37 protein-coding genes are annotated in these 20,253 nt (G+C 36.3%); 21 read left to right on the top strand and 16 right to left on the bottom strand.

Translation table 11 applies throughout. The features are described 5' to 3' along the window. Positions 1-7: 7 nt before the first annotated feature. A complete protein-coding gene (locus K6V30_RS16715; protein WP_055268827.1) occupies positions 8-529 on the bottom strand; it encodes a hypothetical protein in 522 nt (173 codons plus the stop codon). A gap of 32 nt (positions 530-561) precedes the next feature. On the opposite strand from K6V30_RS16715, the gene K6V30_RS16710 reads away from it, so the two are divergent. Further along, entirely contained in the window at positions 562-894 is a 333-nt protein-coding gene (locus tag K6V30_RS16710) for a hypothetical protein (protein ID WP_055268828.1), read from the top strand. Here K6V30_RS16710 and K6V30_RS16705 read toward each other — a convergent pair. The 4 genes from K6V30_RS16705 to K6V30_RS16690 all read right to left on the bottom strand — a co-directional run bounded on the left by K6V30_RS16705 (position 887) and on the right by K6V30_RS16690 (position 2,613). Further along, entirely contained in the window at positions 887-1,144 is a 258-nt protein-coding gene (locus tag K6V30_RS16705; protein WP_055268829.1) for a hypothetical protein, read from the bottom strand. The genes K6V30_RS16710 and K6V30_RS16705 overlap by 8 nt on opposite strands. Positions 1,145-1,188: 44 nt before the next feature. After that, on the bottom strand, positions 1,189-1,698 hold the full coding sequence (locus tag K6V30_RS16700; protein ID WP_224207172.1) for a hypothetical protein: 510 nt from the start codon (positions 1,696-1,698) through the stop codon (positions 1,189-1,191). Between the two features lie 47 nt (positions 1,699-1,745). After that, a complete protein-coding gene (locus K6V30_RS16695; RefSeq protein WP_055268830.1) occupies positions 1,746-2,105 on the bottom strand; it encodes a DUF5640 domain-containing protein in 360 nt (119 codons plus the stop codon). Between the two features lie 94 nt (positions 2,106-2,199). Beyond that, the gene (locus tag K6V30_RS16690; protein ID WP_055268831.1) at positions 2,200-2,613 is read right to left on the bottom strand and encodes a helix-turn-helix domain-containing protein; all 414 of its coding nucleotides are present in this window, start codon (positions 2,611-2,613) and stop codon (positions 2,200-2,202) included. 113 nt (positions 2,614-2,726) lie between these two features. Here K6V30_RS16690 and K6V30_RS16685 point away from each other — a divergent pair, with 113 nt between their 5' ends. Continuing rightward, entirely contained in the window at positions 2,727-3,047 is a 321-nt protein-coding gene (locus tag K6V30_RS16685) for a hypothetical protein (protein ID WP_055268832.1), read from the top strand. Here K6V30_RS16685 and K6V30_RS16680 read toward each other — a convergent pair. Further along, positions 3,044-3,262 (bottom strand): hypothetical protein, encoded by a 219-nt coding sequence (locus K6V30_RS16680; RefSeq protein WP_011107487.1) that lies wholly within the window; start codon positions 3,260-3,262, stop codon positions 3,044-3,046. The genes K6V30_RS16685 and K6V30_RS16680 overlap by 4 nt on opposite strands. 116 nt (positions 3,263-3,378) lie before the next feature. On the opposite strand from K6V30_RS16680, the gene K6V30_RS16675 reads away from it, so the two are divergent. The 13 genes from K6V30_RS16675 to K6V30_RS16615 all read left to right on the top strand — a co-directional run bounded on the left by K6V30_RS16675 (position 3,379) and on the right by K6V30_RS16615 (position 11,802). Further along, positions 3,379-3,669, top strand: a complete 291-nt coding sequence (locus K6V30_RS16675; RefSeq protein WP_011107488.1) for a hypothetical protein — start codon at positions 3,379-3,381, stop codon at positions 3,667-3,669. Positions 3,670-3,671: 2 nt separating this feature from the next. Next, positions 3,672-4,220 (top strand): helix-turn-helix domain-containing protein, encoded by a 549-nt coding sequence (locus tag K6V30_RS16670; protein ID WP_055228938.1) that lies wholly within the window; start codon positions 3,672-3,674, stop codon positions 4,218-4,220. A 119-nt stretch (positions 4,221-4,339) separates the two neighbouring features. Further along, on the top strand, positions 4,340-4,642 hold the full coding sequence (locus K6V30_RS16665) for a hypothetical protein (protein WP_055228767.1): 303 nt from the start codon (positions 4,340-4,342) through the stop codon (positions 4,640-4,642). Further along, positions 4,639-4,854, top strand: a complete 216-nt coding sequence (locus K6V30_RS16660) for a hypothetical protein (RefSeq protein ID WP_055268833.1) — start codon at positions 4,639-4,641, stop codon at positions 4,852-4,854. Before K6V30_RS16665 ends, K6V30_RS16660 begins: the two co-directional genes overlap by 4 nt. Before the next feature lie 24 nt (positions 4,855-4,878). Further along, a complete protein-coding gene (locus K6V30_RS16655) occupies positions 4,879-5,811 on the top strand; it encodes a recombinase RecT (RefSeq protein WP_055268834.1) in 933 nt (310 codons plus the stop codon). Positions 5,812-5,841: 30 nt separating this feature from the next. After that, on the top strand, positions 5,842-7,041 hold the full coding sequence (locus K6V30_RS16650) for a hypothetical protein (RefSeq protein ID WP_055268835.1): 1,200 nt from the start codon (positions 5,842-5,844) through the stop codon (positions 7,039-7,041). Positions 7,042-7,043: 2 nt separating this feature from the next. Then, positions 7,044-7,703, top strand: coding sequence for a hypothetical protein (locus K6V30_RS16645; protein WP_055268836.1), 660 nt, complete (start codon positions 7,044-7,046; stop codon positions 7,701-7,703). Positions 7,704-7,726: 23 nt separating this feature from the next. Continuing rightward, on the top strand, positions 7,727-8,152 hold the full coding sequence (locus K6V30_RS16640) for a hypothetical protein (protein ID WP_055268837.1): 426 nt from the start codon (positions 7,727-7,729) through the stop codon (positions 8,150-8,152). Continuing rightward, a complete protein-coding gene (locus K6V30_RS16635) occupies positions 8,149-8,334 on the top strand; it encodes a hypothetical protein (protein WP_055228773.1) in 186 nt (61 codons plus the stop codon). Before K6V30_RS16640 ends, K6V30_RS16635 begins: the two co-directional genes overlap by 4 nt. Continuing rightward, on the top strand, positions 8,315-8,917 hold the full coding sequence (locus tag K6V30_RS16630; protein WP_055268838.1) for a hypothetical protein: 603 nt from the start codon (positions 8,315-8,317) through the stop codon (positions 8,915-8,917). Before K6V30_RS16635 ends, K6V30_RS16630 begins: the two co-directional genes overlap by 20 nt. Before the next feature lie 47 nt (positions 8,918-8,964). After that, the gene (locus tag K6V30_RS16625) at positions 8,965-10,638 is read left to right on the top strand and encodes a DEAD/DEAH box helicase (RefSeq protein ID WP_055268839.1); all 1,674 of its coding nucleotides are present in this window, start codon (positions 8,965-8,967) and stop codon (positions 10,636-10,638) included. Positions 10,639-10,794: 156 nt separating this feature from the next. Beyond that, positions 10,795-11,442, top strand: a complete 648-nt coding sequence (locus tag K6V30_RS16620; protein ID WP_008998693.1) for a DUF3560 domain-containing protein — start codon at positions 10,795-10,797, stop codon at positions 11,440-11,442. Between the two features lie 42 nt (positions 11,443-11,484). After that, positions 11,485-11,802, top strand: coding sequence for a DUF551 domain-containing protein (locus K6V30_RS16615; protein ID WP_070101295.1), 318 nt, complete (start codon positions 11,485-11,487; stop codon positions 11,800-11,802). 88 nt (positions 11,803-11,890) lie between these two features. Here the strand turns inward: K6V30_RS16615 and K6V30_RS16610 are convergent, their stop codons facing one another. Then, on the bottom strand, positions 11,891-12,106 hold the full coding sequence (locus K6V30_RS16610; RefSeq protein WP_155520372.1) for a hypothetical protein: 216 nt from the start codon (positions 12,104-12,106) through the stop codon (positions 11,891-11,893). Between the two features lie 58 nt (positions 12,107-12,164). On the opposite strand from K6V30_RS16610, the gene K6V30_RS16605 reads away from it, so the two are divergent. The 6 genes from K6V30_RS16605 (at position 12,165) to K6V30_RS16580 (ending at position 15,074) form a co-directional block, all read left to right on the top strand. After that, positions 12,165-12,956 carry a hypothetical protein gene (locus tag K6V30_RS16605; protein WP_055268841.1) on the top strand — a complete coding sequence of 264 codons (792 nt, stop codon included), beginning with the start codon at positions 12,165-12,167 and terminating at the stop codon, positions 12,954-12,956. 22 nt (positions 12,957-12,978) lie between these two features. Further along, on the top strand, positions 12,979-13,344 hold the full coding sequence (locus K6V30_RS16600) for a hypothetical protein (RefSeq protein WP_055268842.1): 366 nt from the start codon (positions 12,979-12,981) through the stop codon (positions 13,342-13,344). 18 nt (positions 13,345-13,362) lie between these two features. Next, positions 13,363-13,650, top strand: coding sequence for a hypothetical protein (locus tag K6V30_RS16595; RefSeq protein WP_055268843.1), 288 nt, complete (start codon positions 13,363-13,365; stop codon positions 13,648-13,650). Positions 13,651-13,660: 10 nt separating this feature from the next. Next, positions 13,661-13,942, top strand: coding sequence for a hypothetical protein (locus tag K6V30_RS16590; RefSeq protein ID WP_055268844.1), 282 nt, complete (start codon positions 13,661-13,663; stop codon positions 13,940-13,942). A 329-nt stretch (positions 13,943-14,271) separates the two neighbouring features. Then, positions 14,272-14,676 (top strand): VRR-NUC domain-containing protein, encoded by a 405-nt coding sequence (locus K6V30_RS16585; RefSeq protein WP_055268908.1) that lies wholly within the window; start codon positions 14,272-14,274, stop codon positions 14,674-14,676. A 104-nt stretch (positions 14,677-14,780) separates the two neighbouring features. After that, positions 14,781-15,074 (top strand): hypothetical protein, encoded by a 294-nt coding sequence (locus K6V30_RS16580; RefSeq protein ID WP_055268845.1) that lies wholly within the window; start codon positions 14,781-14,783, stop codon positions 15,072-15,074. Positions 15,075-15,122: 48 nt separating this feature from the next. Here the strand turns inward: K6V30_RS16580 and K6V30_RS16575 are convergent, their stop codons facing one another. The 9 genes from K6V30_RS16575 to K6V30_RS16535 all read right to left on the bottom strand — a co-directional run bounded on the left by K6V30_RS16575 (position 15,123) and on the right by K6V30_RS16535 (position 20,253). Next, positions 15,123-15,500: a hypothetical protein gene (locus tag K6V30_RS16575; RefSeq protein ID WP_055268846.1), complete on the bottom strand. Its 378-nt coding sequence runs from the start codon at positions 15,498-15,500 to the stop codon at positions 15,123-15,125. Between the two features lie 375 nt (positions 15,501-15,875). Beyond that, entirely contained in the window at positions 15,876-16,139 is a 264-nt protein-coding gene (locus K6V30_RS16570) for a hypothetical protein (RefSeq protein WP_055268847.1), read from the bottom strand. A gap of 29 nt (positions 16,140-16,168) precedes the next feature. After that, entirely contained in the window at positions 16,169-17,230 is a 1,062-nt protein-coding gene (locus K6V30_RS16565) for a helix-turn-helix domain-containing protein (RefSeq protein WP_055268848.1), read from the bottom strand. Positions 17,231-17,284: 54 nt separating this feature from the next. Next, complete coding sequence (locus tag K6V30_RS16560) at positions 17,285-17,899, bottom strand: hypothetical protein (RefSeq protein WP_055268849.1); 615 nt, start codon at positions 17,897-17,899, stop codon at positions 17,285-17,287. Between the two features lie 157 nt (positions 17,900-18,056). Then, positions 18,057-18,563 carry a hypothetical protein gene (locus K6V30_RS16555; protein ID WP_055268850.1) on the bottom strand — a complete coding sequence of 169 codons (507 nt, stop codon included), beginning with the start codon at positions 18,561-18,563 and terminating at the stop codon, positions 18,057-18,059. Next, positions 18,560-19,054, bottom strand: coding sequence for an N-acetylmuramoyl-L-alanine amidase (locus K6V30_RS16550; RefSeq protein ID WP_055268851.1), 495 nt, complete (start codon positions 19,052-19,054; stop codon positions 18,560-18,562). The genes K6V30_RS16555 and K6V30_RS16550 overlap by 4 nt, the downstream gene beginning before the upstream one ends. A 127-nt stretch (positions 19,055-19,181) precedes the next feature. Then, on the bottom strand, positions 19,182-19,646 hold the full coding sequence (locus tag K6V30_RS16545) for a phage holin family protein (protein WP_070101296.1): 465 nt from the start codon (positions 19,644-19,646) through the stop codon (positions 19,182-19,184). A gap of 20 nt (positions 19,647-19,666) precedes the next feature. After that, positions 19,667-19,933 (bottom strand): hypothetical protein, encoded by a 267-nt coding sequence (locus tag K6V30_RS16540; protein ID WP_055268852.1) that lies wholly within the window; start codon positions 19,931-19,933, stop codon positions 19,667-19,669. Beyond that, entirely contained in the window at positions 19,930-20,253 is a 324-nt protein-coding gene (locus tag K6V30_RS16535; protein ID WP_055268853.1) for a hypothetical protein, read from the bottom strand. Before K6V30_RS16535 ends, K6V30_RS16540 begins: the two co-directional genes overlap by 4 nt.

Here is a 20,253-nt window from a genome sequence, read left to right as displayed (position 1 = left end):
GGTTTATTTATTGAAATATTACATCTTGTTCTTGAAAACGTTCTTTCCCAGATTCATCTTCCCATGTGAATCTTATCTTGTGCATTGGCTGATGACTGGTAAATAAAATAATGGAAAGTTCTACTGAACCTTGCGGTAATAAACTAGGGAGAGGGAACATCTCAAGTCCATCTGTAATGATTATGCCTTGATCATTACTTAATGTTTCCGATTTAAAGTTGATATTAGAACCTTTTGTTTTACCTTTATTATATACTTTCATTCTCCAGATAGGATTTCCTTTTCTATCGGAGGTCTTGTATACATTAGCTTCGATTAAAGCTTGTTTTTTCTCTAATATCTCCTCTTTACTTTTTTGAAGTTGATATTCGTTTAGTAATTCTTGTTGTTTGTTTAATAGCTTTTGTTGATCATTAAGCTTGACTTGTTGCTGATTTAATCTTCGAGTATGGTTTATATACATATAAATCCCCCCTAAAAAAGTAAAAGCAGTTATTAGCCAATCTATATTTTCTATGATATTCTTCATTACAATTTATATTTTAAAATAAACTTTTTACTATGGTTATTACAGAGTATAACATTACCAAATCATTTGATAAAAAGACTGGTAAAATCCGGCATATAATTACCAAAGATAGAGAAATCGTATATGATATGACATTTAAGTTATCTAAAAATAGAAACACTCCTTTTAGTCCAATTGATTTTTTAGAAGCAGCTCTAGATGGTGAACAAGTTATTATCAATCCTCAATACTATAGAGAACTTCAAAATATAGCTTTCGAACTCCATTTGCTGAATGTTTGTAAAGCGGATAATGAAAAAGGAGAAATATCATTTACAAACAAGATCAAAGGTCAAATAAAAAAAATGGTTTCTCTTTTTACTTAATCTTGAAAAAATTGTTGCCTTTAAATGCATCTTCCAAAGACTTTTTGATGTAAGCCTCTGCATCGGCTTCTATTTGCCCTTTTACTTCTTCAATCGTCTCTTGATTGTATGAAAGTAGTTCATCATATCCGCCAAAATATTCTCTATTACATTTAACACATTTGATATATGATTTGTCATCATTAAATTCAAAAGATTCAGTGTCACCACATGTCGCACATCTTAACTTTCCTGTATATCTTTCTTTCATATTATTACTTTTTAGTTACACAATCAATTAACTAGACTCCTTATTTATTTGTTTTGTATATGCTTAACTTTAAATTCTTTCATGGACTTTTCTATCTTTTGAAAAAGGTCTGTCGTTTTTGTTGAGTATGTAGATAAAGACCCTCTAGGATCATCTGCAAATCTGAATAATTCATCTGCATCCGCATATATTGATACTAACTCATTATAAGCATCCTTGCAATTTGAAGGATAATCATTTAGTAGTGGCATTATAGTCTCGATTGAATCTCTCTTTTGTTTTAACCTTTTATACGTATCTGTTGTGATTATGAACTCATTAAGCTTAGCTAAGGCTTCATTGAAATCGGTGCAATACTCCCCATTGTATTCATGATCATAAATTACTTTTCTCCAAGTATCACAATAGGTAAGAACTATAGCTTCACTTAAATTAGCTTCTTTCTCAATCATGGAAGCAGCATTAGAGAGTTTTTCTTTATACTTCTTTTCTGAATTACATGAAACCAAAACTATGGTTAGTATTGCAGTTAAATAAAAAAACTTTTTCATCATATTGTTTTTTGTGTTATATAATCAATTAATTGGGCTCCTAAATTCTTTTATTTTTGCTTCTTATAGGTTCCAGCTTCACTTCCGGTTTCGACTTTAAGAGTCGTGCCTGATATCTTACAATCTAAATAATATGGAGTCTTTTCTTCTGGATATACATCATAAATATAGATTCTACCTTCCTCGATTTTATAATCGAACATTTGAAAGGAAATTGGAGTAGCATTGCTGTAAATTCCAAAAGAGCCAGTACCATCCTCATCGAAACTTAATAATTTGTGAGTACCTTCGATTCCTGTCGACCAATAACCTATAATGTTATTGCTGTTAAGTTCAGTCCAATCTTCTTTATCTTTGCTGCAGCTAGTTAAGATGAGAATAGCAAAAAGTGTGAATAAAATGTTTTTCATAATGCTAAAGTTTTATAAGTTGTTTTGTTTTAGTTTATTGAGGCGTTCTTGTCATTCTATAGTATCCTTTTCATATATTATAAGGAACTATATATTACTTATTCATTAATACATTAATCAATCGTTCCTTTTCCTCGAGAAGTTTATCCTTGCCTTCAAGACGTTTGTCCTTCTCATTAATAATGTTCTTTAGATATTGAATTTCACGCATTGCTGCTTCTAATTCATCTTGGCATTTAGATACTTCAAGTTTATTATGTTCTCCTGAAACGACGGAGTTGCCGTTTCCATTAACTGAAGCAGAGTTGTTTTTATTGCAAATATTAGGATAAAAGAACGATATATCTTGTCCTATGGCAGTTGCAATGTTTTCAAGTAAACCTGTTTTTATATCATCAACCTTGAGATATGCATTAAAAGTCTGAGGACTTACACCTAATTTCACAGCAATTTCACTTTGGGTAAAGCCACATCTTTTTAATTTTTCTTTTATTTCTAAACCTGTCATAATCAAGATATTATAAATTTATAAAACAAATGGCTGAAAATAATCAGTGTTTTATTTGATAAAATAAGTATTATGCTTTATATTTGCGGCGTAATCATTAAAACATTAAAGTTATGACAACACTTTTATTGACCTCTATCATCCTTGTATTCCTCCTTATAATATTAGGAATTACATTTCGGAAACCTATTATTCGTCTAATTCACAATCACCAGGATACTAAACTACGTAAATGGTGTGTACAACAAGCAACTATTAGTAAAACCTTTGATTCTTACGATCACTATACTGAAACCTATTACGCTTCATCTAACGCAGTAGCAGCTTCAGCCGAGAGGATCTATCTATTCATCAAAGAGTATATTACTTACTTATCAGATGAAGAGAAAGAAGCCATCTTTCCGGAGAAGTACAAGAAAAAGGATGATTCTTAACCTCGTCCTGTCTTACGTGTAGACGGTTTTGTTTCAGATGGTAATTTAAGAAGCTTACGACTTAATTCTTCATAAGAGTCTTTGACGTAAATACAATCATCTTTGCTGAATCGGATAATAGTGTAATCTTCATCTTTATATAAAGATTGGATAAAATCAATGTTGATAACCTTTTCAATATCATAGGCATCAATCACCTTGATAAAATTTTTCATAACAGTTTCATTTAGTAAAGAAACGGAAGCCCTGCATCCGGCCTGAGAAACTTGATTCAGAGCTCCGTGTCTTTCGATTAAACATTTTAAAACGTAATCTTTAAAACATTACAAATATGAGCAAAAAAAATGGTTCAGACAATAATATTGTCCCAAATCTCAAAAAATTACCCCTAGCAGAGTATTTTGCAGCCTTACCAAAGGCAGAACGTCGTCCAGTTATCATATCAGCTCCTAAAGAAGATGTTATTACAGCTATTGTAGAAGCGACACAACGTAATCGTCATACAGTTCGTTGCTGGATGTATGGATATACCCAACCTAACAGTATGGTTGAAAAAAAGATTGTGGCTGAGATCTTACAATCAGATGTCGCAACCTTATTTCCTGAAAGAAAGGAGGAATGATTATGACTGGAATGGAATTTTATTTCACTCCTAAAGGTGAAGTTATGATTACCGATGAATGTGGTACGCGTCAATTGGAACAGTCAAATCGGGAGTTTATTTCCGAAATCATAACTCGAATGGGAATATTTTGGCCAGAAGCACTGGAGAAAGCATCATTGGAATATACAGACCGACGATATAATATCCCTTGGTTTGAATTTTCAATAGTACGTCGTTTTCTTAAATGTAATTTTGGTGAGTTCGATTCAACAATGGATATTGATCAGATGGGAAACTTTCACTTTGAGGAGGTCAAATGTCCGTTAAAGGGTGAATGCAAATATGAAGGAATAATCTGTAAACCAAAATTTAATAGTACACTGTCGGAACGTGAGTTAAGCGTTATGCGATCATTTTATGAAGGGATGGAAGAAAATGCAATAGCAGATAAGTATTGCATTTCATTGGAAACTGTACGTACACATAAACGGAATGCCTTTAGGCGTATAGATGTCCATTCCTTGGCAGAGTTCTTTCAGTATGCTAGGAAAAACAATCTATTTCAATAACAAGTAAACTCTAAAATCAATATTAATCAGGCAGCATAGCATAGAGATGCAGATGTGTTTCAGTAAATCAGCTCAACACCATTCAAAAGTTAAACAAAGAAACAGCCTATTAAGAGATTATGGAAAATTGCTTCGAAATGATGGTAGCCCGATGTATTAAAATTGGGACTGTTCAAACGCTAACGATGCTGGGCCTACTCCCCGAAGTAGTAACAATATCCCAAGCGGAAGATATATACGGAAAACGCCTGATTACAGAATGGCGCGAAAAAGCTTGGATCAAGTTTTATCCGGCAAATAATAAGGAACGAGGGAAATATTATGTGAAGCGTTCAGAACTGGAAACAGCCAGCGCAATGATGGACCTGCATAATAAAGTACCGGACAACATTATCAAACAACTAATGCAACTAGCCGTATGACCTACATACCGAAGTCATCAGAGATGCTAAAGGCTCTACAGGAAAGCATTGGTAAGCAGCTTGATGCAAGAGAAGAACAGAAAAGGAAATGTAGCTCTGAACCAACTTCTACAGAGGTGGCACCTTGTAAGATGGATATAACCAAACAACCTACTGCGGAAGACATACTCCTAATGGAAGAGTATAGCCGTGGAGTATACCAAGGAGATTAATAAATAACTAATATTTAGATAATTATGAGTAATAGTATTCAAATTAGAGTGGAGGAGCTAAACGCACTTCCAGCAACGAAAATTGTCGAAAACGAGAAAGTGGAACAGAAGTTCATCGGTATGTATAACGCTATTTGGGGTACAGATATGGGTGAACAGATTTATAATCGCGAGAAGTTTCATTTCAATAAATTATTGACTGAAACGCCAGCTTTACAGGAATGTACAAAACTGTCCCTCTTTGGTTGTTTCCTTGATATGGCAGTGAATGGTCTTTCTCTTGACCAATCAGGCAGACCGCAGTGCTATTTAATTCCTCGTAGTGCTAAAGTGAAAACTGCTAATGGTGATATGTGGGAAAAACGTGCCGGGCTCACGGTTTCAGCTTATGGTGAAGTATATATGCGCCAGCGTGCCGGACAAGTTCGCTATGTAGATAATCCAGTAGTAGTATTTGAAGGTGACAAATTCCGCCCTATTATCGGAGTAAATGGTGCTAAATCTATAGAGTACGAAGGAGCTTTCCCTAGAAAGTCAAACAAGCCGGTTGCCGTGTTTATACGTATTGTACGTAATGACGGGTCAGTTGATTACTCTTGGATGATGGAATCAGATTGGAAACGTTTATCTACTTTTTCAGCCAAGCAAAACAAAGGAACGGCAAACTCTCTGTATACCTCCAACGGTGGACATATTGATACAGGATTCCTTGAAAACAAAATGATTAAACACGCTTTCGATGCATACCCCAAAGTACGAACAGGCAATTATACATCTATGGAGACACAACAGGAAGAACCTGTTATTGATTACGGGCTAGTAGATGAAGAAAAAATTAATGAACCTGTTCAAACGGTAGATGACATTAATGCTCCTTTCGGAGAAGAAAAGCAATTAGATGCTCCGGAACCTGTACAGGTAACAGTGTCTGAAGATGATGCAAACGGAGGCTTCTAAGTATTTACTAACCAATTTAAGAAAACAATTATGGCAACAGAATTAATCAAAATAGATGAGGTAAAAAACATCCTTTCATCCTTTCCGGACATCATCGGAAGAAATACTAACTCTGTCAAGAAATGCAATGAAGCTGGTCAAACTCTCCTTGATACAATCGAAGGAGAAGGTATGAATGAAACGATAGATCAAGCTGCATCCGACTACTTGAGGAAGGTAAATAATACACTCAAAAATATGGATGAACGTCGTAAACCTATTACGCAGATATTTGATAGAATACGTTCCTTTTTCACCTCCCAAGAAAAACAAATTGATCCTAAGGATCCTTCAACAATTCCCGGAAAGCTTGTAGCAAAGCGCAATGAGTATGCTAAGTTCAAATATGAAGAAGAGCAGAAGAGAAAGAAAGAAGCAGAGCAAAGAGCTAGGATTGAGACAGAGAAAGCAAATTATCAACAGACAATAGAGAACAGCCTTCTTTCTTATTTCAACCAGTATCTTTCAAGTAAAGTTTCTGAATTACAGGGCATCTTCTCTAATTTGACACATGAGAATTTCGATCGCGAAGTTATAGGAATCACAGTCTTTCAGACCGATTATCCCAAATCTCATTTTGATAAGTTTAGTGCGGATTCAGCGACTTACTATATCAGTCAAGAAACAAAAAAGGAGATTCGCCGAAATATCTTAGAAGGTAAATATGAACAATATGCTCAACAGTATAAGGCTAAGTTATTAAACGTTAAGCAAGATCTTACCGACCGTATTCCGTCTAAACGTAAAGAACTAGCAGAGTTGGAGCTGCTTCGTCTTGCTAATGCAGAGGCAGCCGCCAAAGCGGAAGAAGTACGCAAACAACGTGAAGCTGCAGAAACGGCTAAACAGATGGAAGAAATAAAAAAAGCGGAAGAAGCAGCTAAACAAGAAGCTGCAATGAAAGCGCAGCAAAGTTCAATCGGTAGTCTTTTTGCAGGTGCTGCTGCATCTGTTGCCCCTCCACCGATAAACGCTAATGTGAAAGAAAAGATTGTTGTTTTGCATCAGCAAGGATATTTGGAGATATTTCAGATGTGGTGGCTAAATGAAGGACAGAGTCTGCCAGTTGAAGAACTAGAGAAAATCTTTAAGAAGATGATTACCTATTGCGAGAAACAGGCAAACAGCAAAGATCAAAAGCATATCGAATCACAATTCATCAGCTACGAGGCAGATGTAAAAGCTAAATAGTTATGTCAAATCCCGATTCATATTATTCGCGTACAGAAGTAAGTAACTCTGATCTGACAGAACTTAAAAATTATCTCTATCCCCGTGCTCAATACGGGGATAAAGAAAAGGCATTCAAGTTCGGTACTCTTGTAGACGCTCTTATCACAGAGAATGACCGTGTTCGGTATGACAAGCTGATGGTAGATGATTATGTGTACACGACAGAAGAATTTGAATTAGGACTTGAGATGCGTAAGGCTCTCCGGAAGGAAGCGGAGAAAGACCAGTTTCTTGCTGTTGTGCTAGCGCAGTCTGATACACAGAAGTTCATGGTAAATAAGCAGCAGGAGTTCCATTATGGGAACTTTGCCTATCACCTCGATACTCGCTGTAAATGGGACTGGTGGTTATCTGCTTACGGTTTTGGTGGCGATTTGAAAACGACCTTTGCAGAGTCTCAGGCACAATTCGATGAAGCGATAGATTTCTTTGACTGGGACCGATCCCGTGCCTGGTATATGGATATCGCAGGAAGTAAACAGGATTTCATTTATGCAATCTCGAAAAAGAACTGCAAGATATTCAAGCATTTTATCACCGACCGTAATCATCCTACATATACCAAGGGAAAAGAAAAGTACGAAGACCTGGCTTTCAAATGGTGGCAATTGATGGTCTGATTATATTTTATCATAAAAACAATATGAACTTACTTATCACACCTAAATATCAAATATTGGATGAATTAACTAATATAGATTCATTTCTCAATATAACCATGAGCGAAGATGCGACAGAAGCGGTACAACGTGGCAATGACTTGGCTGTATATGTTGCCCGTTCCGGCAAATTACTTGCAGACTCAAAATACTGGCTCAATGAGGCGATGAAATCCGAGGTCATGCAGACGCTTGTTGATACAGCTAAGAATGCGAAAGCAACAGCGACGGCCATAAATGCTCTAGTTAACTCTTTGTGTAGGGAAGAACGATATTTGGTCGACTGGTGCGAACGCTGCAATCGGACGGCGACGCATCAACTATCATGGTGTGTAACTGTGATAAGTAAAGCAAAAGAAGAAATGAAAATGTCCGGAATGTATAATAACAATAAAAAGCAATCATCATGAAAAACTTAAAAAGAATCACAATCGGGCTAGCCGTTATCGGTCTGTTTACGGCATTGTCTTTCTCTCAAAGAGAAGATGCAACGACTAGAGAAATAACTACGGCTGCCGTCATGGGAGTTGTATCAGCATTTAGTATTATCACTTTATCAACTAAAGAAGATTATGGAACAAGTAAAAAATGAGATCAAGAAGGCGGTTATCAAAAAAGACCGCTTGAATGTAGTGTACAATGAGCGTTTCTCGGAAGCGAACTACACGAATGTAATTAACAAGAGCTGCGATCAGATCATCCACAGCGATTTAAGAGAAGCGTTTAGCCGGCTTAAATTACATCTCGTTGTATTGTGTGAGCAGCCAGAGGCATCTAATATCAACAAAGATAGCTTTACTTCCCCGGGCTATGCAGAGACTCTGGAAAATTATATCATTACGGGCTATGCAAATGACAGCGTCGATGGTGTTTCTGGAATTACCATTATGGGAGCTAAACTTCTCCAGTCCGGCAAAGTTGTTGACTTGAAAATCTTCGTTCCTCTCCTTGATGCAGATTACCCTTACTATGAAGAATTGAGCATTGATGCTGCAGCTTGTGATGCGGAAGTTGAAAGTTATCTGTTTGAAGAGAAATGGGGAGTCAGACAAGAGCGGCTTGATTTCGAAACGGATGAACCGGAAGAAGCTGTTGTACTGGAAGAAGAGAAGCCTAAAAAAAGAGGACGTAAAAAACAAATAGAGGCGCCTGCACCTCTTGACGCAACCGCATAATCAATCATCACAGGGGGGATAATTCCCCCTGCTAAATACTCTGAATCATGAATATTGAATTAAAAGGAGATAATTTCGAATTATCATTCAAATATAAGACTTCAATAATAGATCGGGTCAGACAGATTCCCGGTAGACGTTTTGATGGTGCTAAAAAAGTTTGGATTGTCCCGACAAGGAGTAGGGTAGAGCTTGAAAGGATGATTTATCAAATACAGCAGTTTGAGAATATAAATTGGGTAAACGGTACAGAAAAAAAGGAGGAAGATATCGCTTATGATATTCCGGAACTGCCGGACCTAACCGTTCCGCACAATTTAAAGATTCAGCCTTATCCTTATCAGCTTAAAGGTATTGCACGGGGATTGGAACTAAAACGGTTTATGAATTGCGATGAACCGGGACTCGGTAAGACATTGCAGAGTATTGCAACAATAAATCTTGCTGATGCTTTTCCTTGTCTTGTCATTTGTCCATCTTCACTCAAAATAAATTGGTTACGTGAATGGGAGAAATTTACAGATAAAAAAGCGATGATCCTAACCGACAAGGTGCGTGATACGTGGACTTTTTTCTTCCAGACAGGAATGCACCAGGTGTTTATTGTTAACTATGAATCATTAAAGAAATACTTCGTACAACGCATAAAGAAAGCCGAAGGCTGGACGTTGAGAGATGTAGAATTTAGAAACTCAATCAATTTATTCAAGTCAGTTATTATTGATGAAAGTCACCGTTGCAAATCAGCATCAACCCAGCAAGCTAAATTCTGTAAAGGGATATGCACCGGTAAAGAATGGGTGATAGAACTTACTGGAACCCCAGTTGTCAACAGGCCAAAAGACCTGATTCCACAACTGGCAATTCTAAACCGTATGGAGGATTTTGGTGGCTATAAACCATTTGTTAACCGATACTGCTCCGGACAAAGAGAGGCTTCTAATTTGAAAGAACTGAATTTCAACCTTTGGCAATATTGCATGTTTCGTCGTGAAAAGTCTCTTGTTCTTACAGACCTTCCGGATAAGATACGTCAGGTTAATACTTGCGAAATTACAAATCGCAAAGAGTATATGGATGCAGAACGCGACCTTATTATGTATCTACAGAAATACAAGGATGCTGACGATGATAAGATAGAAAAGGCTCTACGTGGTGAAGTGATGGTACGTATCAATATTCTCCGGCAAATTTCTGCTCGTGGCAAAGTACGCGATGTTATTGAATTTGTGAAAGACTTCCGGGAGAATGGAAAGAAAATAATCCTCTTTTGTTCGCTTCATGAAGTTGTAGATCAATTGAAACGTTACTTCCCCACGGCTGTATCTGTAACAGGTAGAGAATCACCGGACATGAAGCAAAGAGCGGTTGACGCCTTTCAAAATAATCCTAAAGTGGATATTATTATTTGCTCAATAAAAGCAGCCGGAGTCGGTTTGACGCTTACCGCATCAAGTAATGTCGCCTTTGTTGAGTTCCCTTGGACGTACGCCGATTGCTGTCAATGCGAAGACCGGGCACACCGTATCGGGCAAAAGGACTCTGTTACCTGTTACTACTTTCTTGGTCGGCGAACTATTGATGAAAAAGTTTATCGCATAATTCAAGAGAAGAAAAATATCGCTAATGCAGTAACCGGGTCTACGGAAGACATTGAGGAAAATATCGTCGATATGGTTGCACGAATATTTGATACAGATTATGACGATGAGGGGTTTTAAAATGGAGCCACAACAGAAAATAGACCGGTTAAAGAAAGCGGGCTACCAAGTTCAAGAGAAAGGTAACAAGATTCGTGTTACCAAAGGATCATTAATAATCAATGGAACAATTAACCAAGTACACAAAGAAGTTTTTAATCAATAATTATAGGCACTATGAATACGTATAGTAAATATGTACCAAATGTTTTTCTTGCAAAATGTAGTGAAAAACATGAAAAAGGAGAAGTAATCGAGGTTACAACCAAGTATGGAAAAGAAAATGAATGCATTGTTTTCAACCTCATTTACGAACGTGATGGATTCTATTATTACTCGATCGTACGGGCTGATGGCTTTAATGTGCAAGAGTGGGCTAAACAAAGGGCTGAACGTCGTCATGAATGGGCTACATCTGCTGTACAGAAAAGCAGTGAATACTACAACAAGTCCAATAAAGATAAGGATTTTCTTTCTCTAGGTGAACCTATCAAAGTGGGACATCATAGCGAGAAGCGACACAGAAAAGCGATAGATGATGCGTGGAACAATATGGGTAAAAGTGTTCAGTTTGACGAAAAAGCAGCCGAGCACGAAAGGATAGCTAAATATTGGGAACAACGTGCAAATACAATCAATTTATCCATGCCGGAAAGTATCGATTTCTACGAGCATAAGCTTGAAGTTGCTCAAAAATATCACGAAGCCGTTAAATCGGGAAAGTGCCCGCGTAGTCATTCTTATGCTCTTACTTATGCAAAGAAAGAAGTAAATGAATTACAAAAGAAATACGAACTCGCAAAGACACTGTGGGGAGATGTTTAATCTAGTAGCCTTCGGGCTACTATAATTCAAGCCAAAATAGATATGAATTTTAAATCATTGGTAGCTCAATTAGCAAATCGCATCAATCAGCCGCATGTGATTGAAACATATATGCGTAAAGTATTTGCGTCTGGCGTTGAGTGGCAGAAAAAGCAATCTCCTTGGATAAGTGTAAAAGATAAGTTACCAGAACCAGAGCAAGAAGTTTTTCTTTATGATAGAGATTCTGTTAAGCACTATGCAATAGGGTGGCTTCGAAAGAAAAAAGGATATTGCAAAAGTAAATGGTTTGTAACAAATGGTTATGTCACCGATGAAAGTATTACCCACTGGATGTCAATACCGAAGTTTAACGTATAACAAGATAGAAAGGAGCAAAATACAGGATGTGTATTATATTAAAAATCAAAAAAGAGGTTATGATATAATAACCTCTTCTCCTAAAACACTAAACTTCATATCTGAAAGCAACAGTCTTTGGATTTATTGGTCCATCAAGTGAAAATTCTTCCATGTACGTTTTAATAAGCTGAAATGCAGATTCTTCTACAATTTCGTAATCTACTTTATTTGCCTCATGCAGCTCTTTCGATGGATAAGATGATTCACCTGAGAAAGAATGGGTTTTTCCTTTTAATTCAAAAGAAACATAAATTATTGCCATACATTTAAAATTTAAGGGTTTAACAATATTGCAAAGATACATATATTTTTATACAAAAATGATAATAGCATGGTTTTCTTGCGGAGTAACATCCGCAGTCGCTTGTAAAATAGCATTGAGCCTGTACGAAGATGTTCAGCTCTACTACATAGAGACTGGCTCCTGTCACCCGGACAATGCTCGTTTTCTATCTGATTGCGAAAGATGGTACGATCAGCCTATTCACATTATCCGAAGCGACAAATACACCTGTGTTGCTGATGTATTGCGGAAAGGATGGATAAACGGACCACATGGCGCAGCTTGTACGCTCAAACTGAAGAAGGAAGTCCGGTACAAATTAGAGAAGGAACTTGGAAGTTGGGACGGTCAAGTATGGGGCTTCGACTTCGACCCAAAGGAAATAAACCGAGCCATCCGATTCAAGCAGCAGTACCCAGACACAAAGCCGCTGTTTCCGCTTATTGAGCGGGAAATTACCAAGTCTGATGCAATGGGCATACTATGGAAAGCAGGTATTGAAATCCCTGCCATGTACAAGATGGGTTATAACAATAATAACTGTATCGGTTGTGTCAAAGGTGGTATGGGATATTGGAACAAGATACGAAAAGATTTCCCGGATGTATTCGATGAGGTAGCACAGATTGAACGTGATGTTGGAGCAACATGCCTAAAGGATAAAGACGGTCGTATTTTCCTTGATGAACTACCAATATGGCGAGGTGACCCAGTGGAAGAGATTATACCGGATTGTTCTCTTATCTGCCAAATTGAATTTCAAGAGATAATCGACAGACAGGTAGAGCGAGTTTTGAAAGGAGAAATTAGTATTAATGATGTAGCCTAATTAGGCTCAAAACAAGATAGATATGAGCAAAAGAGTAGCATATTTTGGAACTCAAGGAGGCGGTATTCCTGGACATAGTTTTACTGCTATTATCGGAGAATTTAGTTATGAAGAAGAACGTGAAGTAATCAGATTAGATTGTGATACCACATTTAAGGTTTTTGATGGTAAGAGACAATTCAAGTTCTTCAATTACGGGAAATATATGTGTCTTGCTTTTCCTGCAAGTCCTGATGACAAAAGAGGTGGAAGCATAACAATCGTATTAATCGAGGGGAAAGATACAAGTAGAAAAGAAATATTAGGAGCTATTGAAACATCTTCTTTCCTTAAAAAACAATTCAATAGGTTATGTGAATTATATGGCGTCCATATGCCACAAGTTTAATTCTTTACTAAATCAAGCATGAACAGAAATGAAGTAGATGAATTTATTGAAGACAATTTCGGTCCTCATGATAAATTAGCCATATTGGAATTGGTAGACGAGGTTAAGAAAGATGCAGTACATGCATTCGCAATATCATGTCCGCTCTTTGAAGAGAAAGATGGCCTTATGGTATGTCATAAGGAAGAATCTCCATACACTGAATGCCTTCACCGATATTTCAATATACGTAACAAGAAAGATATGCCACAAGGGATTAAACCTTGTAAGTATATAGAGAATTTTATCAAAGAAATCAATTTATAATAAGAAAAATATGAGCAAATATACAGCAAGGCAAATAGCTGAATCTGACGAACTATTTGAAAAGCAAATACATAAAGTCAGAAAGTTCTATTTGAGCCGTAATCCCGATAAAATGATGATGCTTGAAGAAAGAAAAGCGGTCGTCAAAGAACGGAATAGAGGTCTTTCCCCAGAATATGATAAAGAATACTATTGTGGAACTTGTGGAGCTAAAGACGGTGCGGAACATCCTAAAAGCGGATATTGCTTTCACTGTGATACTGATAACTGGATTTCAAAGAATAACGAATAACAAGATAGAATTGAATGAAACGTCCACAGAGTAATGGATTATTCGAAGTTGCAGGAGGTCAAGAGAAAGAACGTGGCTTCTGCTGCATGAAACTGATAACTTTCCTCTCTGCTAATAATGTAACAGATTGGGATGAATGGCATGGAGCGCATCTTTCTGCTATGTCAGGGAGATGTCCCTATGCTTCGCAGTGCCCAATTCATGAGAGAACGATAGCAGTAGTAGGTAGAAGACCAATACAATTTAGCTTATTTTGAATAATGACTAAAGAAAAGTGCATTTTATGCGGAAAAGAAACGGTATCGGTTATTAAAACCGGTACCGACTTTATGTGTTATAATTGTTATGCAGATCAGCGTAATCCTACGCGCTCTAAAGAAGTACATAATAACGAGGAAGCTCGCATACAAACAGAGTTCTTTAAACTTATTCCTCTATATTTCCCTAATATACCTGACAAACTTATATTTGCCGTTCCGAACGGTGGAAGCCGTCATATACGTGAAGCTGCTAACCTGAAACGTCAAGGCGTAAAGCCTGGTGTTTCTGATGTGATCGTACTTATTCCCAAAAAGGGTTTTGCTTCTCTCTGCATAGAGTTTAAAACGAGGGTAGGGAAACAGTCAGAAGAACAGAAAGAGTTTCAAAAACAAGCGGAATCATGCCGTAATAAGTATGTGGTAGTCCGAAGTGCATCACAGGCAATCGAAGAAGTACGAAAATATCTTTCTTAATAGAATTGAAATTTGTAATACTGAAATTCCACAGATTGAAATAGCTTTTATATGATAGGGGAGAGGGCATCTATTTTTTATATCTTTGCTCTAAAAATACAAGTATGACATTTGAAGAAGCTATTTCGCTAGTTGATAGAATAAAATATCAGATTATAGGTAAACCAGTTAAAGGCCACATAATTGAATATCTGCTTATAGGGCCTACCAACTGGGAGGAGATGAGCGACTTTATGAATTTACGTATTCAAAAAGGAGAAGAAACAGCGCAAATTGAATTCTCTCATAAGGGTAAGAGCCTTTCTGTATATGGCGTGGCTATTACCAAAATAGAACCTGATATCCCAAAATGGGAAATGATAATCCTTGACGACTGGGAAAAGATAATATACAATTAGAGAGGTAGCTTATTCAGCTACCTCTACTCCAATTTTTTTATTCAATCATCATTTTAATGCAAATTTACGCTTCACAAACAGCTTACTGCGTGCAAAGTCATGAAAATCAATTAGCATTGCTAGTTTCTTTATTTCCTGTTCATTTCTCAACACCTTTATTGCACTTGTAAAGTCTGAATACGTAAATCGTAACCAGTGACAATAAAATTCACCATCAATTATCCAAGGAACATCTGAATTAGCCAGATTACCACTCCTGTAGCAGCCATACATCTGTTTAATAATATTTTGCTCAAAATCCCACCGGTATTGCCATTCTAACTGTTCTGTGGTAATTACCTCCATTTCACGAAAATACTCAAAAACGTCTTTAACAGAAACAAATATTACTCCATCCTTTTCAATATACCCAATCTTCTTTGCCATAATGTTTAATTTTAAAGTTGCACAAACTTACTCATATCTTCGAGAATAGTACTTTTTAAAACACATAAATAAGTTAAATTAAACTGTGGATACATATTTTATACATGCAAATGTAAGAAGATAAACACAAAATAAAAAAGCCCCGACTACACTTAGTCGAGGCTCATTCTTAATGGAATAAATAACGTATTGTCTCCCGCTTTCGAAAATTAGCAACTTTTCCGTAGAGAGATGATACAACAGACATCCACGTCTGTATACAAATATAATAATTATAAATGAGATAAGCAAAAGAAGAGCCCCGAATCAGAGAGACGGGACAATATAAAAAGGATTTATCATTAATAGAACACAACTTATCTCTAAAATAACAAATCAATAATGATTGTTTGGTACAATTACTTTAGAATCTTTCATCATACTAATATATGCTTTCAAAAATGCTTCAGCAGTATCAAGATTAGACTCAACATTAGAAGGATTATATATTCCTATTCCATCTGCATCTTGCGGTTTTGTCAAATGACTTGTATACCAGTAATACAAACCACCTTCCTTTTCAATTCTTGCATACACAGTTACCATATTATCATATTTATCTTTCACCGCATAAGTGAATTTTTTTATTGTTTTAGCCATATGATGATTATATTTATAAGATATACAGATTATATACTCAATCTTAATTTCAAATTAGTTTTTGTAGGACAGCAAAATCTAGTAAGAACATCAATAGGCAAACTAAATGCAGTTGCCATTTCCTCATTTGAGTATTCCAATTCATTCTTATGAAGTTTATAAGCCTCATTGTACATATTCGGCATATCAATATATACACTCACAGGTTCGCTTTTTCTATATCCTCTTCTACTTAGTTCAATACTAAAATATTTATATTTTTCGTTAGTAATACATTTCAAATCTTTTGCCCTACGTACAATAGATGCCATGGAGGTTAACCAATATCTTTTTAATTCCACCAAATACTGCAGTTTTAGTCCACGTAAAGAATTTGATATAGCATCAGAAGGCATAAGGAATTCTGAAGCAAATTTATTTGCTTCATCTTCTTTATCCCTATATTCAGAGATTAGAAACTCATTTGAGGTATGCATGATCAAATGTCCCAGTTCATGTGCTAAAGTGAATCTTTTATGGTCATTACTGAAATTCTTATTAATAATAATCACATAATATCCACCATCTGTCAAAAAAGAAACCCCATCAAATAGATCCACATCATAATCCAATTCTATGATTATAATCCCATTTCTTTCCAGCAAAGAGAATATATTCCGAACCGGTTCATCTTTTAAGCCTAAATACTTCCTGGTGTACTGAGCCACGGTTTCGGGTGTATATCCATCTTCAAGGTCAATCATTCGAAATGACATATCTGGAAATTCCACAGACTCCCCCATTTGGTCTACAATATAACCTAATAACTTGTTTGAAAGGTCTATTTGGGAACGTTCATTTTTAGTCATTCCTTTCTTCCTTCGGTAATGCGCATTTTCTGCAATATTTGAGATTTTCTTCTCATAAAAGTCAGTTGGAAATCCCAGAAAATCTATTATGCGATTAAGCACATCGGTAGATAAAGGCCCAATACCCTTCTCATACTTAGATAAATTAGATTGTGACAATCCAACAATCTTAGAAGCAAGCTCGGTTTGTGAGTAACCTCGATATTCACGAGCAAATATTATCTGCTTATAGTTGATTTCCATTTTTGCTATCAGTATTGTTGTTTTCTAAAATAAATTCGGTGATGTATCATATTATTAATTATTTGTTCCTTCTTTCTTTTTGATATTTTTGCGTACAGAGAGAGAAGCGGCAGCTGGCTGAACATCCATTGTTCTATTAACTGTAGAAATATCATTTTCAGAAATAGTCCATCTCACTTTATTTTCATCGATATAAACCAATTTGGGATTTATAATCTCCCCAAAACGACTTTTATTATATCCAAAAAATAAAATAGGTTCTGTCCCGTTATCATACATATCAAACAAATAACCTTGCTCTTGGTTCTGAATAGATGATGAAAAACGAGTTGGAACATTCATTGGCATATTTTTACTATTTAATTTCTTAAAAAGCATAATATATCCATTAACTCTAAGCATAAACCTTTTGTACTTTCCAAATGTCCAGTCATCTTTAAAAACAGACTGAACACTTTGAATTATTTTTGAGTTTAAGAGGGAGGCTTCAAATCCTCGACAACGAGCTGTAAACGGGGTTTGTATTACCTCTTTTTCATAATTACGTACAGCATTCCAAAAAGCATCAAATAGCTTTTCTAACGACTCACGAAGTTCGTATTCACATTCTTTAGCGTTTATTATACGCTTCCTTTTGGCTGTTTCAGCCACATTCTTTAATTTTGCCATAAAATAAAATTTTATATTTTTACATCACCGAATTTTAAGTTTATCTCTGCGCCAACAGAGATATTCTTTTGCTGCAAAGATATATATTATTTCCCAAATATTGTATTTTCTCACATATAATTTCGCCAAAAAATTGTATTTTCAATAAAAGAAAGACTTATTTTTTGAATTTATACACCAACCATCCCGCAAGAATCAAGCCTATGACATAGCGATAAACTTTATCTTTATGCAAATCCCACCAAGATAATTCGACTGCCTTCTCTCTTTGATTTAGTAAAGCATTCACCTTGTTACTTATAGTATCAAGTCGATTCGAGAACTGCTGCAAAGTAATGGATAATGTTTCATCAACTTCAGTCTGTTCTTGCTCCTGTTTAGAAGCGGTGGTAATACTTTCTTTGACTGGATACTGTTTTCCAGCTGAATCTGGAAGAGACAAGTAAACTGTTTTATTCTCAATTTTCAGCTCACTCAACTTTTCAGTAGTAACTTTCGTTTGCTTATTCACATCCAGCCGTAGTGATTCAATTAAGTTTCGCAAATACAAGAAATCCCCTGAATAGTCAATCTGCTTTTGCGTCTCAATGTTATGAGACGTTTTGCAGGAAGTAAACCATATTCCTGACATCAGGAATATGGTTATATAAATTAGCGTTTTCATGGCCGGATCACTGTATTACGAAGAAAATTAGAAAACTCGGAACGAACATCAAAGCAGGGACAAGCCTTGATGTATTCTGCCGGTTCCACTTCGCTGCTGTCGTCTAGGTCTGGAGATGTATCACGATGTCCGAGAACCTCGACAATATCATACTCCTTACATAACTTTGCTACCAGCTCACGCAAACTAGCTTTTTGAGCCGGAGTACGTGTATCAGCAGGCTTTCCAGATGCGTCCAAGCCTCCGATATAACAGATGCCAACACTATGCTTATTATACGAAGACTTTGAAAATCCTTTGGTATTACAATGCGCTCCGTCAATGCTTAACGGTCGCCCATTCTCAACCATTCCGTCAAGGTCAATAATGAAGTTATAACCGATTTGATTGAATCCCCGAGCCCGGTGCATCCGGTCAATATCTTTGGCTCGTAAATCCTGTCCGGCACGCGTGGCCGAACAATGGATGATAATTGCATCAATTTCCTTCATTTCTTCTCCTCCTTATTCTTTGTTATTGGGCCAATCTTTACCAAATTGACACGGAAAATGATAGCTATCAAAATGGCTGTTCCTAACCAATGCCAAGAATCTTGAAAAATAAACTCCAAAACTTCAATCATTTTGCACCTCCTTTTTGTAAGTAGTTCGTTAGATAAGGGATATTCTTTATAAACTCGACACTTAATACATAGTGCAAGAAAGCTACTACTTTGTAACCATTGCTAGAGCTAGGGAGAATTTCTTTGATATTCCTCAGAATATTTACCCCGTAGAAATAGAAAACGCTATACGTAATAAATGAGACACATTGAAGTGCACCTTCCGGATTTCCTTTGTGTTCACCAATAAAATAGATACAACTAACTAAGGTAAAGAAAATAGTTGCTTCTACGATGCATCTCCAAGCCTTTTTAAAAGAAAAGCTTTCATGATTGATTAGTAGGGCAGTAAGAAGCCCACAAATGAAGTTGAGGGCAAATACAGCAATAAGGCTTTTGATCTCCCCTGAGATAGGATTAAGATAAGCAGCTATACCGGTAATCAATCCAATAAGTAAGTTTTTGAAATAATCCATAATCATTTATCTAAAATATTAATACTTCATTTCAATACCTCACTACAATCATCAATAGCAGTCTGGAATACCTGTTTCACTTCCTCGGGAGTCAGCCCGTGATCCTCGTGTAGAGAAAAACCAGTCACCCCGTTTTTCGATATATTAAAGAATCCGACAACTGTTTCATCATTAGAAATTTCAGCTGTAACATCTTTTACCGCCTCAGTGCCGCGAGTTGACATCCTGTACTTGATCTTGATATCTGCAGTAACCTTTGATACTGCTGTACTGTTAGTTGCTTTAATATTCATTCTTTACCTCCTTTTTCTATTAAGTCATAAATCTGTCCATAAACGCCAGCGGTGAAAAACTCTGCACAAATCTCCTTTAGGAGAGTAGCATCGTCTGTTTCAATATCAAGCACACCTCGATTGTTAATAATCTGCTGCAGCATTTTATAAGCACGTAATTTTTTAGCCATATCCATACCTAGTTGAGCATTCATGCCGGTAGCATACAAGGCTTCTGAGATCATATCACGAAGAGATTTCTTCCTCTCCTTACCATCGACTAATTCAACTGCTTCCTGACCTTTGTGATCAAGTAAGTTCCGGTTTAAATTTACTTTCAT

The organism is Bacteroides faecis (assembly GCF_020091505.1).
GTDB lineage: Bacteria > Bacteroidota > Bacteroidia > Bacteroidales > Bacteroidaceae > Bacteroides > Bacteroides faecis.
The sequence above is the reverse complement of the archived record's forward strand: the minus strand, read 5'-3'. Positions and strand labels throughout refer to the sequence as shown.

Bases quoted from the DNA above. Each gene is read 5' to 3' on its own strand.
- K6V30_RS16690 (WP_055268831.1), bottom strand. From the start codon at position 2,613: ATGACAGGTTTAGAAATAAAAGAAAAATTAAAAAGATGTGGCTTTACC.
- K6V30_RS16550 (WP_055268851.1), bottom strand. From the start codon at position 19,054: ATGAAGGAAATTGATGCAATTATCATCCATTGTTCGGCCACGCGTGCC.
- K6V30_RS16630 (WP_055268838.1), top strand. From the start codon at position 8,315: ATGGAACAAGTAAAAAATGAGATCAAGAAGGCGGTTATCAAAAAAGAC.
- K6V30_RS16575 (WP_055268846.1), bottom strand. From the start codon at position 15,500: ATGGCAAAGAAGATTGGGTATATTGAAAAGGATGGAGTAATATTTGTT.
- K6V30_RS16710 (WP_055268828.1), top strand. From the start codon at position 562: ATGGTTATTACAGAGTATAACATTACCAAATCATTTGATAAAAAGACT.
- K6V30_RS16585 (WP_055268908.1), top strand. From the start codon at position 14,272: ATGTGTTATAATTGTTATGCAGATCAGCGTAATCCTACGCGCTCTAAA.
- K6V30_RS16545 (WP_070101296.1), bottom strand. From the start codon at position 19,646: ATGATTATGGATTATTTCAAAAACTTACTTATTGGATTGATTACCGGT.
- K6V30_RS16675 (WP_011107488.1), top strand. From the start codon at position 3,379: ATGAGCAAAAAAAATGGTTCAGACAATAATATTGTCCCAAATCTCAAA.
- K6V30_RS16705 (WP_055268829.1), bottom strand. From the start codon at position 1,144: ATGAAAGAAAGATATACAGGAAAGTTAAGATGTGCGACATGTGGTGAC.
- K6V30_RS16700 (WP_224207172.1), bottom strand. From the start codon at position 1,698: ATGATGAAAAAGTTTTTTTATTTAACTGCAATACTAACCATAGTTTTG.
- K6V30_RS16635 (WP_055228773.1), top strand. From the start codon at position 8,149: ATGAAAAACTTAAAAAGAATCACAATCGGGCTAGCCGTTATCGGTCTG.
- K6V30_RS16560 (WP_055268849.1), bottom strand. From the start codon at position 17,899: ATGGCAAAATTAAAGAATGTGGCTGAAACAGCCAAAAGGAAGCGTATA.
- K6V30_RS16590 (WP_055268844.1), top strand. From the start codon at position 13,661: ATGAGCAAATATACAGCAAGGCAAATAGCTGAATCTGACGAACTATTT.
- K6V30_RS16715 (WP_055268827.1), bottom strand. From the start codon at position 529: ATGAAGAATATCATAGAAAATATAGATTGGCTAATAACTGCTTTTACT.
- K6V30_RS16625 (WP_055268839.1), top strand. From the start codon at position 8,965: ATGAATATTGAATTAAAAGGAGATAATTTCGAATTATCATTCAAATAT.
- K6V30_RS16680 (WP_011107487.1), bottom strand. From the start codon at position 3,262: ATGAAAAATTTTATCAAGGTGATTGATGCCTATGATATTGAAAAGGTT.
- K6V30_RS16540 (WP_055268852.1), bottom strand. From the start codon at position 19,933: ATGAATATTAAAGCAACTAACAGTACAGCAGTATCAAAGGTTACTGCA.
- K6V30_RS16595 (WP_055268843.1), top strand. From the start codon at position 13,363: ATGAACAGAAATGAAGTAGATGAATTTATTGAAGACAATTTCGGTCCT.
- K6V30_RS16670 (WP_055228938.1), top strand. From the start codon at position 3,672: ATGACTGGAATGGAATTTTATTTCACTCCTAAAGGTGAAGTTATGATT.
- K6V30_RS16695 (WP_055268830.1), bottom strand. From the start codon at position 2,105: ATGAAAAACATTTTATTCACACTTTTTGCTATTCTCATCTTAACTAGC.
- K6V30_RS16650 (WP_055268835.1), top strand. From the start codon at position 5,842: ATGGCAACAGAATTAATCAAAATAGATGAGGTAAAAAACATCCTTTCA.
- K6V30_RS16570 (WP_055268847.1), bottom strand. From the start codon at position 16,139: ATGGCTAAAACAATAAAAAAATTCACTTATGCGGTGAAAGATAAATAT.
- K6V30_RS16605 (WP_055268841.1), top strand. From the start codon at position 12,165: ATGATAATAGCATGGTTTTCTTGCGGAGTAACATCCGCAGTCGCTTGT.
- K6V30_RS16565 (WP_055268848.1), bottom strand. From the start codon at position 17,230: ATGGAAATCAACTATAAGCAGATAATATTTGCTCGTGAATATCGAGGT.
- K6V30_RS16685 (WP_055268832.1), top strand. From the start codon at position 2,727: ATGACAACACTTTTATTGACCTCTATCATCCTTGTATTCCTCCTTATA.
- K6V30_RS16555 (WP_055268850.1), bottom strand. From the start codon at position 18,563: ATGAAAACGCTAATTTATATAACCATATTCCTGATGTCAGGAATATGG.
- K6V30_RS16615 (WP_070101295.1), top strand. From the start codon at position 11,485: ATGAATTTTAAATCATTGGTAGCTCAATTAGCAAATCGCATCAATCAG.
- K6V30_RS16535 (WP_055268853.1), bottom strand. From the start codon at position 20,253: ATGAAAGTAAATTTAAACCGGAACTTACTTGATCACAAAGGTCAGGAA.
- K6V30_RS16640 (WP_055268837.1), top strand. From the start codon at position 7,727: ATGAACTTACTTATCACACCTAAATATCAAATATTGGATGAATTAACT.
- K6V30_RS16660 (WP_055268833.1), top strand. From the start codon at position 4,639: ATGACCTACATACCGAAGTCATCAGAGATGCTAAAGGCTCTACAGGAA.
- K6V30_RS16645 (WP_055268836.1), top strand. From the start codon at position 7,044: ATGTCAAATCCCGATTCATATTATTCGCGTACAGAAGTAAGTAACTCT.
- K6V30_RS16620 (WP_008998693.1), top strand. From the start codon at position 10,795: ATGAATACGTATAGTAAATATGTACCAAATGTTTTTCTTGCAAAATGT.
- K6V30_RS16655 (WP_055268834.1), top strand. From the start codon at position 4,879: ATGAGTAATAGTATTCAAATTAGAGTGGAGGAGCTAAACGCACTTCCA.
- K6V30_RS16610 (WP_155520372.1), bottom strand. From the start codon at position 12,106: ATGGCAATAATTTATGTTTCTTTTGAATTAAAAGGAAAAACCCATTCT.
- K6V30_RS16580 (WP_055268845.1), top strand. From the start codon at position 14,781: ATGACATTTGAAGAAGCTATTTCGCTAGTTGATAGAATAAAATATCAG.
- K6V30_RS16665 (WP_055228767.1), top strand. From the start codon at position 4,340: ATGGAAAATTGCTTCGAAATGATGGTAGCCCGATGTATTAAAATTGGG.
- K6V30_RS16600 (WP_055268842.1), top strand. From the start codon at position 12,979: ATGAGCAAAAGAGTAGCATATTTTGGAACTCAAGGAGGCGGTATTCCT.